14 protein-coding genes and 1 riboswitch are annotated in these 15,068 nt (G+C 39.7%); of the genes, 5 read left to right on the top strand and 9 right to left on the bottom strand.

Features of this window, described 5'->3' with window-relative positions; genetic code table 11:
- The first annotated feature begins 64 nt into the window (after positions 1 to 64).
- Positions 65 to 520, top strand: coding sequence for a DUF2254 family protein (locus M313_RS26580; protein ID WP_029326353.1), 456 nt, complete (start codon positions 65 to 67; stop codon positions 518 to 520).
- Positions 481 to 1,395 carry a DUF2254 domain-containing protein gene (locus tag M313_RS0105505; RefSeq protein ID WP_034774364.1) on the top strand — a complete coding sequence of 305 codons (915 nt, stop codon included), beginning with the start codon at positions 481 to 483 and terminating at the stop codon, positions 1,393 to 1,395. The genes M313_RS26580 and M313_RS0105505 overlap by 40 nt, the downstream gene beginning before the upstream one ends.
- Positions 1,396 to 1,466: 71 nt before the next feature.
- Here the strand turns inward: M313_RS0105505 and M313_RS22790 are convergent, their stop codons facing one another.
- From M313_RS22790 to M313_RS26280, 3 genes are all read right to left on the bottom strand, one after another.
- The gene (locus M313_RS22790) at positions 1,467 to 1,925 is read right to left on the bottom strand and encodes a hypothetical protein (RefSeq protein WP_034774361.1); all 459 of its coding nucleotides are present in this window, start codon (positions 1,923 to 1,925) and stop codon (positions 1,467 to 1,469) included.
- 17 nt (positions 1,926 to 1,942) lie between these two features.
- The gene (locus M313_RS0105495) at positions 1,943 to 2,707 is read right to left on the bottom strand and encodes a hypothetical protein (RefSeq protein ID WP_029326351.1); all 765 of its coding nucleotides are present in this window, start codon (positions 2,705 to 2,707) and stop codon (positions 1,943 to 1,945) included.
- Between the two features lie 122 nt (positions 2,708 to 2,829).
- Positions 2,830 to 2,949, bottom strand: coding sequence for a DUF6254 family protein (locus M313_RS26280; protein ID WP_010193219.1), 120 nt, complete (start codon positions 2,947 to 2,949; stop codon positions 2,830 to 2,832).
- A gap of 108 nt (positions 2,950 to 3,057) precedes the next feature.
- Here M313_RS26280 and M313_RS0105485 point away from each other — a divergent pair, with 108 nt between their 5' ends.
- A complete protein-coding gene (locus M313_RS0105485; protein ID WP_010193218.1) occupies positions 3,058 to 3,663 on the top strand; it encodes a CPBP family intramembrane glutamic endopeptidase in 606 nt (201 codons plus the stop codon).
- Between the two features lie 64 nt (positions 3,664 to 3,727).
- Positions 3,728 to 4,129 carry an ATP synthase subunit C-like protein gene (locus M313_RS0105480; RefSeq protein WP_010193216.1) on the top strand — a complete coding sequence of 134 codons (402 nt, stop codon included), beginning with the start codon at positions 3,728 to 3,730 and terminating at the stop codon, positions 4,127 to 4,129.
- Between the two features lie 204 nt (positions 4,130 to 4,333).
- Here M313_RS0105480 and M313_RS0105475 read toward each other — a convergent pair whose 3' ends face one another.
- The 4 genes from M313_RS0105475 to M313_RS0105460 all read right to left on the bottom strand — a co-directional run bounded on the left by M313_RS0105475 (position 4,334) and on the right by M313_RS0105460 (position 9,079).
- Positions 4,334 to 5,386, bottom strand: a complete 1,053-nt coding sequence (locus M313_RS0105475; protein ID WP_010193214.1) for a YkvI family membrane protein — start codon at positions 5,384 to 5,386, stop codon at positions 4,334 to 4,336.
- Between the two features lie 81 nt (positions 5,387 to 5,467).
- The gene (locus M313_RS22785; protein WP_010193211.1) at positions 5,468 to 6,673 is read right to left on the bottom strand and encodes a homoserine dehydrogenase; all 1,206 of its coding nucleotides are present in this window, start codon (positions 6,671 to 6,673) and stop codon (positions 5,468 to 5,470) included.
- On the bottom strand, positions 6,661 to 7,743 hold the full coding sequence (gene metX / locus M313_RS0105465; RefSeq protein WP_010193204.1) for a homoserine O-acetyltransferase MetX: 1,083 nt from the start codon (positions 7,741 to 7,743) through the stop codon (positions 6,661 to 6,663). The genes M313_RS22785 and metX overlap by 13 nt, the downstream gene beginning before the upstream one ends.
- 16 nt (positions 7,744 to 7,759) lie before the next feature.
- Positions 7,760 to 9,079, bottom strand: a complete 1,320-nt coding sequence (locus M313_RS0105460) for an O-acetylhomoserine aminocarboxypropyltransferase/cysteine synthase family protein (protein ID WP_010193201.1) — start codon at positions 9,077 to 9,079, stop codon at positions 7,760 to 7,762.
- 71 nt (positions 9,080 to 9,150) lie between these two features.
- Positions 9,151 to 9,264: riboswitch (SAM riboswitch) on the bottom strand.
- A gap of 321 nt (positions 9,265 to 9,585) precedes the next feature.
- Between M313_RS0105460 and M313_RS0105455 the strand changes: the two genes are divergently transcribed.
- The gene (locus tag M313_RS0105455; RefSeq protein ID WP_010193198.1) at positions 9,586 to 11,718 is read left to right on the top strand and encodes an ATP-dependent Clp protease ATP-binding subunit; all 2,133 of its coding nucleotides are present in this window, start codon (positions 9,586 to 9,588) and stop codon (positions 11,716 to 11,718) included.
- Positions 11,719 to 12,528: 810 nt separating this feature from the next.
- Here the strand turns inward: M313_RS0105455 and M313_RS0105445 are convergent.
- Positions 12,529 to 13,425 (bottom strand): polysaccharide deacetylase family protein, encoded by an 897-nt coding sequence (locus tag M313_RS0105445; protein ID WP_010193194.1) that lies wholly within the window; start codon positions 13,423 to 13,425, stop codon positions 12,529 to 12,531.
- Between the two features lie 136 nt (positions 13,426 to 13,561).
- A complete protein-coding gene (locus tag M313_RS0105440) occupies positions 13,562 to 15,052 on the bottom strand; it encodes a UDP-N-acetylmuramoyl-L-alanyl-D-glutamate--2,6-diaminopimelate ligase (protein ID WP_010193193.1) in 1,491 nt (496 codons plus the stop codon).
- Between the last annotated feature and the right edge of the window lie 16 nt (positions 15,053 to 15,068).

Genomic DNA, 15,068 nt, shown 5'->3' with positions numbered 1-15,068 from the left:
ACATATTTTCAATAAAGTATCTACATTTTCTTCTAGAGTACTTTTATTTTAAGGAGTGTTAAGCATGGCACGTTCAGCTAGTCTATTACGTTTGAGAACAAGCTTTTGGTATTTGCCCTCTTTTTATGGAGCATTTGCATTCTTCCTTGCAATCGGCACATTATTACTTGATAATTACTTACTTTCATCTATGGATGCAGAGAATCAAATACCAGCCATTTTTCTTTCAGACATCAATTTGTCTCAAACCATTCTCAGCTCCATTGCGTCGTCATTATTAACGATGACTACCATTACATTCTCTACCATCTTAGTGGTGCTGACCACCTACCTGTCTGAATTTTCTCCACGGGCATTGCAAAACTTTATTACGGACCACTCCACCCAAAGGGTACTCGGGATTTTTACGGCAGGATTTATTTTATTGCATTATTTTACTCCTTTTTTTAAAAGAAACGACAGAAGAACAGCTATTTCCTTGTGCCTACATTTGCAGTTGCAATTGCTATTCTTTGCTTAATTGTATTCGTCTTCTTCATCCAGCATGTCACTACGTGGATCCAAGTGAGCAATTTACTCCATAACATCACCGTGGAAACGATGGACTGTATGGAAGAATTGTTCGAAGAAAGTGATGCCTCCATCCACGACGCGCCATGGGATGACTGGGAAAGTCAGGAGATTTCTACAAAGGAACCAGTCACTATCATGAGCAAAGAGCCTGGTTATGTTCAGTACATTGATGTCGATGCGTTGGTTAAAGAAGCTTATGATTCAGACTGCATTGTCCGAGTTGAACGGCAACAAGGGGATTATATCAATGAACACACACCGCTTCTTTCCGTCTGGTCAGGAAAGAAGATTGATAAAGATTCCCTCAGAGCTTTAATAACTGTCTCCATTGCCCGAGCACCATTAGAAGATGTGGAATTTGGTATTAGAAAAGTAAATGAAATCGGAGTAAGGGCGCTTTCGTCTGGCATCAACGATCCGAGCACAGCAGTTCACTGTATCGAGCAACTTGGGACTCTACTTTCAAAACTGGCATCTATGCAAGGGCCACAACCCTATTTCAACGATAAGTATAGAAACTTGCGAGTGATTGTCAAAACACCGGAATTTTTTGATTATCTTGATATTGCGTTCTCCCCTATCATTCGTTATGGGAAAACAGATATAGATGTTATTACTTCTATTATTCACGTACTAAAGATTATCTCAGATCATTCACCTGAATTTCGAAAAGAGTCCATTTGGAAATATACAAAACATACAATAGAATCAATTAAAGACGAAATATATTTTGAACTGGAAAAAGAACGCTTGAATAGATGTTTGAAAGAACTCTGTTTTTCCCTCGGACATGGAAAAGAGTTTGAACGTGTTTGGATATAAAGTTTCTAAAGCAATAAAAGCGAAAAACCAATCCCTCTCTCCTGGGATTGGCTTTTTAACTATATAATGTTTTACCTTTCTAAAATTCCGACACCCAGCACCATGTTATTCCACAATATATCCTCAATTCTTTCCTGACGATCTTTTGGACATTGAATCATAACGATAATGTCCGCATCTGATCCACGCTTCCTAAGTGCTTTTTCACTTTTTTTAGTAAAATAATAATCAACTAAAAAACCGAACACACCACCGAATACTAGTCCGAAAAGTCCCCAGAGAATGGGACCGAGATAAAATATATACCCATAAATAACCCCTAAAAGCATAAAGATGATTCCAAAGATAGCAGCTAGATCGATTAAACTCCTCCCATCTGAACGATGCATGGAGTCAATCGCTTTCGTTTGATATTTAATCTTATCGAGCGGAACAACTAAGATATGCTCTTTCGTTAGTCCCAGCTCTTCTAATTCACGTAATGTAAGTTCCATTTCCATGTTGTATTTAAATGTCGCGAAAATGTACATTACTTTCCAGCTCTTTTCTATATCGGCATTTTAAACTGAATATCCTGGTATTTTTCTTTTAATTCTCTTGATATATATTTATCAATAAATTTATTGAGCTCCATTGCACTCACATAGGAATCATAACCGGCAAAACAATAAATTGACGGGACGAATAAAAACCATTGCGGTACTAAAACATCGGTAGCTCCTTGGAAATTTCCGACCAGTGTCATGTGAATGGCTGGAAATACGTTTGCTTGATATGTAATAATCAACCACCATGTTAAAACAAAAATAACAGACAAGACTCTTGTTACATAAAGATTTCCTAACCCAGGAGTCAATAAAGACCAAATAATCGCAAGCAATGGGTTCTTTTTATCAAGGACGTTAATCTCAATAGAAGATGTATTCTTGATGAGTAACGGAAAACCTTCATGATAAGCTAACGTATAATGTTTATTCATTTCTATGGTAAGGCGGTAACTGTCCCAAATAGAAAATACATACATGCACACATATAAAATGATCCAATGTTGGTCTAACACAGCAATTCCTTCTTCAAACCTCCCTGTCATAGAGAGGTATATAGCTTCATTTAAATGAGCCAATGAATTAATTACGACTTCCCATGTAATTAAAATAAATGCTGTTAAATATTTCGATAACATAAAGTGTCCAAAGCCTGGAAATACCGCACCCCACCAAGCCACGACAAAGGGCTTGCGATAATGCAAAATACTTGTAGTATAAGGACTTAAGATGGCAACATATCTCTTTTTTTCATGCTGAATCCCCATACTCTAAGCCTCATTTCTGTAATATCTTCCAATAGTATGCTTTTATAACCCCTACAATATACCCCTAGCTCATATAACAATAGAGGTCATCCCTATAGGAAGGAATGACCGGCAACAATAAATTATTTATTTTTCCCCGCTTCATCTGCTAGTTGTTCAAAACTCTTCACTTTACCGTGTTCATTTTGCGATTGCTTTCTCACTTTTCTTTGTCTTTCTTGTTGGCTTTTTGATTGTGTCATGCTTCCATCTCCTTACATAATTTAAGTGTTTCTTTGATAGTATGTTCGTTTATCATAAGAAGCTTTCCTGTTAAAATAAGGTCAAGCACATAATTAGGAGTAAATAATATGAAAAAGACTCTTTCGTTTTTAGTTTTAGCAAACTTCTTACTTGCTATTAGCTTTTTGCTAACAGATTATTTTTGGATGCTGTTTCCTGTCTCGCTATTCATCCTTATTTTAGTAAGTATGAAAGATAAGAGATTTACTCGTCTTAATAACAGACTTTTTTCTTTACAAGATATTTCGTATGGAATCTTAACAGGGACGATCTTATATGGGGTATTTTTAGTTGCTTACTTAATACTGAAAGTACTTCCCTTTCCACTCATTACTTTTGTGGAAGAATTATATTTGATTGTAGGCCCACGTAGTTGGTGGCATTACTTAATGTTGGTTCTAATTATTATTCCAGGAGAGGAAATTTTCTGGAGAAGATATCTTCAATCTAAACTAGTAAATAGATACGGCATGTTAGTAGGGGTTATAGCAGGGGCATGTTTGTACGCATTGGCTCACACGTGGACAGGCAATCCCATGTTGGTCGCCGCAGCAGCAACGGCAGGTGTTGTTTGGGGTGCCTTATATGTATGGAAGAACTCCCTTACTCTTGTCATCATTTCCCACCTTGTATTTGATTTATGGTTACTTGTTATTTTCCCATTAAACTTTTGATATCCCTTTTGGAAATTATAAGGTAAAATAAATATTTATTATGTATTTCAGGAGGGGAAATATCATGGATGCTTTGTATTTATTTGTTATAGCCGCTGTAATTGCAAGCTTTGGGATCTCGATTGTTTTACGCTCCAGTATGGAGAAACTTGTGTTAGAGCCAGAAACCTTTGGACAAATCCAATCTAGATTCTTCATTTATGTAGCTGTCATTGAAGCACTTCCAATTATCCTTATTGTCTTCGGCTTTATGACATTGATGGATTCCACTGTTAACTTATTCATCCCAATTACAATTGTGGCAGTGAGTGTACTAGTGAACTTTATTCTAAACTTAATAAAAAAGAATGAACTTGTCAGCGGTGCACCCGCACTGCAAGAAAAACTTATGACATTCTTCCTAATCGGCAACGTCCTAATGACCGCCATCCCAATCGTTGCCATCGTCGCTACATTCGTACGATAAGAGTTTTTTGAGGAAGTGAGCGGGTTAGTAAAATATCCGTTGAAGATACCTAACCACCCTGTTGATTGGAGCAAATGGCGTAGACTCCTGCGGGGGAAGAAGCGACATTGTTGAGACCCCGCAACGAAGTGAGGAGGCTCAAGGTCGCCCCGCGGAAAGCGAAGCCAACTGCGGAAATCAACAGGGAGTTTATCCATATCCCCCTCACTTCCTCACCACCAACAACACCAAAAACGCCATACTCACATACCCAAAAAACGGATACAAATGCTCAATCAAACTGCCATATCCAATCTGACTAATCATATAAATAATACTCACCAACACAACCGTCACCACATACCGCGACACATTCAACATACTCTCCAACTGCCGCTGCAACCCAAAAATATCACTAACAACCGATGTAAATATCTCCCCATAAATCACAAAAACATAAATGCCAAAAAACGAAAGCATACTCAACTTCACCACTTCCGCCATCGGGATCTCAAACGTATGAAACTCTGGAAGCGAAGCAATTGATATATGACACGTCAATAAAATAAAACACAAGACAAGTCCCCCAATGAACCCGCCACGTTTAATGACCCAATCATCCTTTGCTTCCGTTGCCAGCGGAACAAGAACCGGCTGTGCCATTGCTAGATTGAATGACACATACATAAACGGTGCCAACCAACCCTTTAAACTGTCCTTTACAGGCTCCAGGCTCAAAAAAGATATCCCATTTTCTGCAATGGAGTTTCCAGCAATGATAAAACTGAAAATAATCATAACCGGAACCACAATAACATTAACCCCAACCAATCCTTTTACACCAAAAAGAACCACACAGACAGAAAGTACAACCGTTAGGAGCAAACCGAGCTGAAATGACCATCCGAGTTGTTCCTCAAAAACTGCACCAGCCCCCGAAAGCATGACTGCTCCCACACAAATCAAAATGACCAACATAAAGAGATTGACAACCGTTCCCGCAGACAAACCAAATAAATATTCATTAAACTCTTTATAGGAATTTGCCTTGATCCTCTTGGAAATCAGCATCATTTTTGTCCCAAGCCAAATAAATAAAAACCCACTCATAAGTATCGTAATTAATCCGATCCACCCGTATTGCGTAAAAAACTGAACAATTTCTTTCCCTGTAGCAAAACCCGCACCTACAATGGTGCCTACATACACCGCCCCTATTTGACAAGCACTAAGCCAGCTGCGTTTCACGATTGCCACACCCTCTTCTCCCTTAAGCATTCCACCAAAATAAAACCAGCTTGTCACATATATATGAGACAAGCTGGAAAGAAAGAAGAGAGAATTGTACGAGCTATTAGATTATACGTTAACTTTTTCAACCCTATGTTGATAATTACCTTTAAGTTCAAAGTAGGCCAGCAATGGGTTTTCTAAAAGAATCCTTTCCACTTCTTCTGTTTCAACGACAGCCGCTCTATCAGATAGACGAGCTAAAACTTTGATATCATAAGGAACTTCTAATTTTTTATTCTTATTAAAAAGTACCCACTTAGAAGAGTTTGCAGCTTCCTCCTGATACACTACGTAAGCTGGCTCTGAGTTAACAGGGCGACTAATCTGGATAATGTCTTCTAAAATAGCACTAGCTGTTGGGTACATACCCGCTCCAGGTCCTTGCAGTTGAACATTACCAACAAGATCAGTCTCTATGGAAACCGCATTTTGCACTCCATCGACCTGATAAAATGGGTGTTCAGTAGAAATCAACACCGGCTCCACCTTACACTGAACCCCTTTTTGTCCTTTAAATAACGTAACAATATGCCTGAAGCGTAATCCAAGTTCATCCGCACTTTCCACATAGTCTGCAGTAATGTCTGTAATACCCTTGCGTATGGTTGACTGCTCTTCTGGTTTTTCCCCAAAGATAAGCTGACTCAATACAACACCCTTGTAATAGGCATCATACCCCTCAATATCATTAGATGGATCAGCTTCTGCATAACCGTTTTCTTGTGCTGCTCGTAAGGTTTTTTCAAAAGTATGACCATCTTTTCTCATGCTTGATAAGATAAAGTTGGACGTTCCATTTAAGATCCCTTCAACTTTTCGAACGCGATTCACCTGCAAAAGTTGCCTCAAGGTTTGTATTACAGGTATACCACCAGCTACTGTTGCCTCAAACCCTACCGTAACATCATTCTTTTTGGCTAGGGCAAGAAGTTCCTCTCCATGATGAGCAAACATTTCCTTGTTCGCAGTCACCACGTGAATTCCTTTTTCCAATGCCTGTGTTAAATAGGTGTGTCCCGGCTCACAGCCCACAATAGCATCTACTATTACATCCAGTTCCCCAATATTCAAAATTTCTTCGAAGTTTGTCGTAAGTAAAACTCCATCCTCACGAGATTGTTCATGTTTCTCTAGATTCTTCACAAGGATTGCCACCACATTCACACTTTTCCCCAATACCTGTTCTAACCTTGCTTGGTGAGATTTAATGGAATAATGAACGCCTTTGCCTACTGTACCAAACCCTAGGATGGCAATATTTAAATGAGACATTCTGTCACTTCCTTTTTCTCTAATATGTTTTTGACATGATGTCCCCATTTTTCAAATTCCACAAGAAACCCGTCATGCCCGAACCTAGTCTCAACTTGTACATAGGCCGCATTTTTATTGCGTTTTTTTAGTTCTTTAAAAAATGCCTCTGCTAAAGTTGGTGGGTAAAGAAGATCCCCGGAAAAACTGAGCATACAAACTTTTGCTTTCACTTTCTCAAGCGCTTTTTCCCATCCTCCTCTTTCAAACCCTAGATCAAATTGATCCATTGCCTGAAGAAGAATAAGATAGCTGTTTGCATCAAAACGTTTAGAAAATTTCCGGCCTTGGTATTTTAAATAGGAGTCAACCTGATATTCTATATCAACTCCTTCTTTCCTTTCCCTGTTAAACCGGTCATTAAATAAGCCTTCCGACCGGTATGTGACCAACCCTACCATTCTCGCTATCTCCATCCCTTTAATAAGAGTCCCATCAGGATAGTTTCCGTTATCCCACAGAGGATCTGATTTTATCGCATGCCGGCCAATTGAATTGTATGCCAGGGCATAGTCTGTAAAGTAAGGGGTCACCGCCATTGGAATGAGAATTTCTGTGAAGTTAGGATACAAATGTCCCCATTCAAGCACCTGCATTCCACCGAGTGATCCCCCGATAATAGCCTTAACACGGTCAATTCCTAACTTTCGCAAAGCTTTAAACTGAGAATGCACTATATCTCTGATTGTCACGGCAGGAAAGGCTGCGCCGTACTTTCTATTTGTCTCAGGGTTTATGCTTATCGGCCCTGTACTGCCACTACAACCGCCAAGAACATTCAACGTAATAACGTGGTACCTGTTCGTGTCGATATATAAATCAGGTCCGATAAATTCATTCCACCAACCAGGGTTTTCTTTTGAACCGACAGAAACCTGATTTCCTGATAGAGCATGGCATATGACAATCACTTCACCCGTTGGATTTCCTTTTCTTTCATATGCTATCTCCACATCAGGGAGTTTTTTTCCGTTTTCTAAAAGCAGCGTTCCGATCGATACCTTATTGGTATGTTCCGTTTGACAGCTCACAAATGCCCACTCATTTCTATATGTTTTGACTGACTGCAGCTTGTTTGGATTTTCCGGTAGCAACGAAAAGTGCTTGATCTAAATCATGTTTCAGATCCTTTAGTGATTCAATTCCGACAGATAAGCGAATCAGATCTTCCGTTACACCGGACTTGATTAAGTCGTCACCAGATAGCTGCTGATGTGTGGTGGAAGCCGGGTGAATAATCAAAGATTTTGCATCCCCTACATTTGCCACATGGGACCAAAGTTTAATGCTGTCAATCGCCTTTCTCCCTGCATCTCTCCCACCTTCAATTCCGAAGTTTACAATGGATCCATTACCTTTACCCAAATATTTTCTGGCAAGTGTATGTGCCGGGTGATTTGGTAGTCCAGGATATGATACCCACTCTACTGCAGGGTGGTCTTCTAGGTACTTTGCTAATTCCAAGGCATTCTCGTTATGCTTTTCCACTCGTAAATGCAAGGTTTCAAGTCCCTGTAAAAGTAAGAATGCATTCTGAGGACTTAAGCACGCTCCAAAGTCTCTTAATAGTTGGACTCTTAGCTTAACAGCGAATGCAAGATTCCCAAAAGTCTGTGCATACTTGATTCCGTTGTAGCTCTCATCCGGCTCTGTGAATCCAGGGAAGTTTGGATGGTCCCAGTTAAAGTTCCCCCCATCCACCACTACACCGCCAATGGTTGTTCCATGTCCGCCAATCCATTTAGTGGCAGAGTGAACAACGATGTCTGCTCCCCACTTGATAGGATTGCAAAGGTAAGGGGAAGCAAAGGTGTTGTCAATGATCAACGGAATATAGTTATCATGAGCGACCTTTGCTACTGCCTCTACATCCAGTACGCGTAAGCTCGGGTTTCCAATAATCTCACCGAATATCGCTTTCGTTTTCGGTGTAATGGCATTGCGGAAATTCTCAGGGTCTGTTGCATCTACGAATTTCACCTTAATTCCATACTTAGGCAGTGTTACAGCAAAAAGATTATAGGTGCCCCCATATAAATTTTCCGCTGCAACAATTTCATCTCCAGCATGCGCAATATTTAAAATGGCAAACGCTATTGCTGACATTCCAGAGCTTGTCGCAACAGCAGCTGCCCCTCCTTCTAAAAGAGCCAGTCTTTTTTCTAACACATCTACAGTCGGATTCATGATTCTTGTATATATATTGCCAAATTCATTTAACGCGAAAAGATTTTGAGCGTGATCCGTGTTGTCAAAAACATAGGAGGTTGTTTGATAAATAGGGACTGCCCTTGAACCTGTTGTCGGGTCTGGCGTTTGTCCTCCGTGCAATAATACTGTTTCCACATCATAATTTGGTTTTGTCATCCTACATTCCTCCAATTTTCTATTTTCAACAAAATAAAAACCCCTTCCTAAGAAGAGGTTTAAAAATCCTCCTCTTATCTCTCAGGCTACTTCGCCTGCAGGAATTAGCACCAACTCAAGAAATTAAATTCTTGAAGGTTGCCGGACTTCATCGGGCCTGATCCCTCAGTCACTCTGGATAAGAGTTATTTAGTTGGTTAATACGTTAAAACATAATAGTTATATAATCTACGATATTTCTAAGGAGAAATAATTATTACTAAAACTTTTTGCAATTATAGCAACTGGAAAGCACAAAAGTCAATACAATATTCTGAACTTTTCAACATAACTTTCTGCTTCCACTAAATTCCTGAAAGCAAACTACTTGAAAGTCAAAAAAGGTCAAAGTATAATATCCATACAACCTACAAAGGTCAAAATAAGTCAAACTTTTATCAAAGGTGACATGTTTCCCTTTCAAAACAATGGAGCATCTCACACCAATATGAGGAGGTAGCAGAATGATGAAATGTCAAAAATGTGAAGTAAATAACGCAACCATTCAATTTAAATTTCGCTCTAATAACGAGCAGACACAACTTGTCTTATGCTCTTCCTGCTTTGAGGAAGTAAGAGCACAAATGACATCACCGACTCCAAACGGTTTTTTCTCTGACTTCCCTTTTGGAAATGGCTCCCCTAATGAGGAAGGCCACATAAACGGGAAAGCGCAAAACCCACCAATAGGAAGCAAAAAAGGTGGAAGCATTCTTGAAGAGCTAGGTAAAAATATAACCAACATTGCCAAAACAGGGCTTATTGATCCTGTTATTGGCCGTGATAAAGAAATTAAACGTGTAATTGAAATTCTAAATAGAAGAAATAAAAACAACCCTGTTTTGATCGGGGAACCAGGTGTAGGTAAAACTGCCATCGTGGAAGGACTAGCTTTGAAAATTGTTGAAGGCGATGTCCCTTCCAAATTAAAAAACAAGGAAATTTATTTGCTTGATGTAGCCTCCCTTGTCGCAAACACAGGTATTCGCGGTCAATTTGAAGAACGCCTTAAACTAGTAATTGCAGAACTACAAAAAAGAAAGAACGTCATATTATTCGTAGATGAACTTCACCTTATAGTTGGTGCCGGATCTGCAGAAGGTTCTATGGATGCTGGTAACATTTTAAAACCTGCATTGGCACGTGGCGAACTCCAATTGGTCGGGGCAACGACTTTAAAAGAATACCGTCAAATTGAAAAGGATGCCGCACTTGAACGCCGTTTTCAGCCGGTAACCGTGAAAGAGCCTTCTACGGATGAGGCATTAAAAATCATCAAAGGTATTCAATCAAAATATGAGGAATATCACCAAGTTTCTTATTCTGAAGATGCCATTAAGGCATGCGTAGAATTATCACACCGCTACATTCAAGATCGTTTCCTACCAGACAAAGCAATCGATCTTTTAGATGAAGCAGGTTCTAGAAAAAATCTAACGCTAAATACGATTGACTTGGAGCAGATTGATGCTCGTCTGACTCAAATTGAGGAAGAAAAAAAGGCCGCATTATCGAAGGAGGATTACGAAACTGCTGCCAAATTAAGAGACGAAGAGGAAGAGCTTGAAGAAAAAAGAAATTCCAACGATCAAACGGATGCTGTGCGTGGTCAGGTGACATTGGAAGACATTCAACTCATCATGGAAGAGATGTCAGGAATACCAGTTGGTAAACTGCAGGCGGATGAACAGGCAAAGCTTAAAAACCTTGCAACAAACCTGAACCAAAAAGTCATTGGTCAAGAAGAAGCTGTTAACAAAATTACAAAAGCAATCCGTAGAAGCCGTGCTGGCTTGAAAAGAAAAGAGCGTCCAATCGGTGCTTTCTTATTCGTTGGTCCTACAGGGGTAGGAAAAACCGAATTGACCAAATCACTGGCTGAAGAGCTCTTTGGAACGAAAGATGCTTATATCCGCTTTGATATGAGTGAATATATGGAGAAGCACGCAGTTTCCAAGCTAATCGGTTCCCCTCCTGGCTATGTCGGGCACGAAGAAGCGGGACAACTAACAGAAAAAGTGAGAAGAAACCCTTACAGCATTATTTTGCTGGATGAGATGGAAAAAGCTCATCCGGACGTTCTCCATCTGTTCTTGCAAGTGATGGAAGATGGAAGGCTTACGGACAGTCAAGGAAGAACCGTAAGTTTCAAAGATACGGTTATCATCATGACAAGTAATGCAGGTGTGATGGATAAGAAAATCTCCGTAGGCTTTGAAAAACAGAACTTGCCTCAAACGGGATCCGTTATCGAAAGCTTATCCAATTACTTCAAACCTGAATTTTTAAACCGTTTTGATAGTATCATCGAGTTCTCCCAGTTACAAAAAGATCACTTATTGGCGATTGTGGATATTATGATCGACGAATTAGCTGAAATGCTGAGACAAGAACGTGATTGCAAACTAATTATTTCAGATGCAGCAAAAGAGAAATTGATAGAGCTTGGATATAACCCTGCATTCGGTGCAAGACCATTACGCAGAATTATCCAAGAGCATATCGAAGATCCAATCACAGACCTACTATTGGATGGCGATACTTTTACGAATATCAAAGTAGATGTAACAGATGACCAAATTGTCGTAAACGGTAAATAACCTAAAAAAGACTGTCCAAATCCGGGCAGTCTTTTTTAATAATATGAAAGTATATTATACTGTTGATTTCCGTTCCAGGCGCTTCGCTTGCCTGCGGGCGTCTGCGCGCCTTCCACTCCAATCAACAAGGTTACTTCATTCACCTTAGTCAAATAAGCAACCTATCCGACGGTTACTGATGTACCAATAACGTTTCTTTAACGTAATTTCTAGCTGTGGATTGGAGCAAATGGCGGAGACTCCTACGGGGGAGTAGCGGCAATGTTGAGACCCCGCAACGAAGTGAGGAGGCTCAAGGTCGCCCCGTGGAAAGCGCAGCCATTTGCGGAAAGGAACAGCGGCTACTAACTAATATTTCTTTTTGTGTTTTACCTATACCTATATATCAAGCTCTCTGTTCAGGTCCAGTCCCAGGCCTCTTCTGTAAAAACGAAAACCCCTGCTTTTGAATTCAGGAATATAAAACTTCATTTTTGAATGCCCTGCGTTCCCGATAAATATCAAATTGTACCTTGCGAAGCCTTGAAGGGTCAACAAACTAAACGTTTCCCTCCATTCATTATCCGGATCTATAATGCCATCCACTATTTCCTTTTGGATAATTTTTTTCATTCATGATGGAATTGGCGTTCTCCACCTTGGTTTTTCGATTGACACGCCGAAACATTAAAAAGAAACACAATGGAAAATAACCACATGAAACATACAAGCCACGATACTAACCTCCCACCCTTATCGTGACCCTCTGTCTTCTCAATATGTGATTTCCAACCCATTTGTTACAAAACTGTAATCTACTCTAAATCAAATTCATTTAAAATGAACAAAACTAAAACCCTGTTCCAATAATGCCAGCACTGCATCTTTAACTCCTTCTGCAGTCTCACTTTGTGGTTGGTTCATATGTAAAATAACGATGGAACCTGGTTGTGCTTTTAGCATTTCCTGCGATACTTCCTCATTTGTAAAAGTTGCGCCACCATCCCCAATGACATTAAAGTTTACCACTTGAACCCCTAAGTCTTCTGCAATTTGGACGGCTGTGTCATCATAAAATGCCGTTCCCGAGCGAAAATATTGCGGGATTTCTCCTGTAATCCCAAATATTTTCATTTGATTTTCCATTATTTCTTCCACTATTTCTTCTTGAGAAGAAGTACTTGAAATTCCCCATGCACTCCGGGGAGTTACAGAAAGCGGTTTATGTTCTGTACCATGATTTTGGATGGTGAAAAGGGGGTTTGCTGCAAGCTCCACAAAGGCCTCATACTGTTCATCAATCCACCTAGCATTGACAAAAAGATCTGCTTTAATGTCGTTTTCGATTAGGAAGGTTATTAACTCTTCATCATATCCGCTTCCATTTTCACCGCCGCATGCATCCAAAGTGAGGGCTATGACTTTTTCCTCTGTATTAAGCCGTGTTTTAACTCCTGTTACATACTCGGAAAATTGCGACGATTCACCATACACTTTTCCATTTACTTCTAATGCGAGATTCTCTAGCTCCTGTTTTTGTTTGTCTACTTCTAGTCTTTCACTATCTGTATTTTCAGTTATTTCTTCTGCTGAAACTTCTTCTTGTGGTTCTTCTTGAACCACGTTGCTCTCATGATTATTCTGTTCAGTTACACTTGTATTTGCGTTTGATGCACACCCCATTGTAACCAAAAGAAGAGACATGAAAACCACTAACTTTTTCCCCATATATCTTCCATCCCCTGTATATTTCGACTTTATACTTCCAAAGAAATAACGATAATCTCCCAAAAAAAGATGACCAGATGAGAGACTCACTTTGTAGTTAAGTGAGCCTATCTTCTAGTCAGCCTATATCCTTTTTCTATGTTGTAGGAATGGTTTCTGTTAGTGGAAAGGCTTTTACTGCTTTAAGCGTAATTTCTTTTTCATCAAATGGAACGGATTCGTTTCCAATCAGCTGATAATTTTCATGACCTTTACCGGCAATGAGGATGACGTCCCCTTCACCTGCAATCTCAACTGCTCGGATGATTGCTTGTTCGCGATCAGGAATACATTCAAAGTTCTCATGTACGGCCCCTTCAGCCATTCCCTGGACTATTTCTTCCCCAGGTTCATCCAGCGGATTATCTGTAGTAAAGATGACATATTCCGACTTTTCTGTTGCTATTCTGCCCATCTTAGGACGTTTATCTTTGTCTCTTCCACCACCTGTGCCGATAATGGAAATAATTTTGTGTTTAGAAAACATGCGGATACTGTCCAACGCTTTGCCAATTGCATCCTCCGTATGGGCATAATCGATGATGACATTTCGCTTGTCACCAGTCTCAAGTGTCTGCATTCTTCCGCTTGGTGGTGTAGTCTCTCTTAAATGGTTCAAGATTCGCTCAAACGGCATGCCCTTGTCCCATAGAACGCAAATGACAGACAAAATGTTATACACATTAAACTCTCCAACAAATGGGATCTCCAACTCGAATTCACCAAAATTTGTTTCAAGTACGAAGCTTGTCTTATTTTCAAAAAATTGTATCTCTCTCGCTTTAAAATCGGCTTCATTTTTAATTCCGTAGGTGATGATTCTAGCACCTGTCATTTGAACATAGTCCTTGGTTGCAGCGTCGTCTACATTTAATATGGCTGCTTTGTCTTTGCGCATGTCTTGACCTAATTGTGCAAAAAGCAGTCCTTTGGCATTTTTATAATTTTCCATCGTTCCATGAAAGTCGAGGTGATCTTGTGTTAGGTTAGTGAATACCCCGTTTTGGAATTCCACTCCTGCAAGACGTCCAAGTACAAGACCATGCGATGATACTTCCATTACCACATCGGTCACTCCGGCTTCTACCATATCTTTAAGCATTCGCTGCATCGTTAAAACGTCACTTGTTGTATTTTTACTTTCAAATTTTTCACCATCAATATCAATCTCAATAGTACCGCTTAGCCCAGTTTTATATCCTTCTTTTCTCATTACATTATTGATGACACTTGAAACCGTCGTTTTTCCATTTGTCCCTGTAACCCCGACAATGCGAAGTTTTGTGGATGGAAAATCAAAAAATGCATTTGCCAACTGACCTAATGCACGCTCTGTGTCTCGAACATGCACATAACAGATTCCTTCCACCAATTGTTCCGGCATATCCTGAACTACAATGACACTCGCACCTTTTTCTATTGCTGAAGATATGTAGCGGTGACCATCCACTGTGTAGCCTTTTATACAAACAAATACTGAATCTGTCGTTACTTGTCTAGAATCAGAAAAAATATTAGAAACGGATAATGGGAAATCACCGTATACTTTTAATGTGGAAACATTGGAAAATAATACATTCGTTTTCATAACAGTCACTTCCTTT

Source organism: Bacillus sp. m3-13 (genome assembly GCF_000175075.1).
Lineage (GTDB): Bacteria > Bacillota > Bacilli > Bacillales > Bacillaceae_I > Sutcliffiella_A > Sutcliffiella_A horikoshii_C.
Note: the sequence above shows the minus strand (reverse complement) of the source record. Positions and strands in the feature narration are given on the sequence as shown.